General features: G+C 70.0%; 2 protein-coding genes. Both read right to left on the bottom strand.

Annotated elements, in window-relative coordinates:
• Nucleotides 1-219, bottom strand: a 219-nt coding sequence (tsaB, locus tag JCM9942_RS17385; protein WP_083468623.1) for a tRNA (adenosine(37)-N6)-threonylcarbamoyltransferase complex dimerization subunit type 1 TsaB, incomplete at its 3' end; no start/stop codon positions are given.
• Between the two features lie 10 nt (nucleotides 220-229).
• A partial coding sequence (locus JCM9942_RS17380; protein ID WP_256202432.1) for an ATP-dependent DNA helicase occupies nucleotides 230-719 on the bottom strand: 490 nt, incomplete at its 5' end.

The raw sequence follows: 719 nt of genomic DNA, 5'->3' as shown, positions 1-719 counted from the left end.
CAGCCGCACCCCGGTGAACGCGCCCGGGCCGCGGCTGAGCGCAATGCCGTCGAGCTGGCTGCGGACAAGACCGGCTTCGGCCAGCAGCTGTTCGGCCCACGGCAGGCTCAACTCGGCGTGCCGGCGCGGCGCCACTTCAAACCGCTCCAGTACCCGTCCATCCACATGCAGGGCGACGGAACAGGCTTCGGTGGCGGTTTCAAAGGCGAGCAGCTTCATGGCATCAACATCAGGAAAGGGAGAACGGGGGCGCAGCGGTCCCGTCGTCATCGACGGATGGCCCGGGCGGCGTGTCCGGCGCCCATTGTCGCGCAAAGAACGCCTGCACATCGGCCAGCTCGCGGGTGCGGCGGAACGGCGGCAGCGAATCGAGGAACACCCGGCCGTAGCCGCGTGACAGCAGCCGCGGGTCGCACAGCACCAGCACCCCACGATCGGTCTCGCTGCGGATCAGCCGCCCCACGCCCTGCTTGAGCGCGATCACCGCCTGGGGCAACTGCTCATCGCGGAACGGATTGCCGCCGCTGCGGCGGATCGCGTCCAGCCGCGCCTCGAACACCGGATCATCGGGCGCGGCAAAGGGCAGCTTGTCGATCACCACCACGCTCAGCGCATCGCCGGTCACATCCACGCCCTCGCGGAAACTGGCCGAGCCCAGCAGCACACCGTTGCCCGACTCACGGAAACGCTGCAGCAGGCTGGCGCGCGGCGCCTCGCCC

Origin of the sequence: Stenotrophomonas pictorum JCM 9942 (assembly GCF_001310775.1) — a bacterium.
Lineage (GTDB): Bacteria > Pseudomonadota > Gammaproteobacteria > Xanthomonadales > Xanthomonadaceae > Stenotrophomonas > Stenotrophomonas pictorum.
This window is presented reverse-complemented; position numbering and strand designations above follow the sequence as displayed.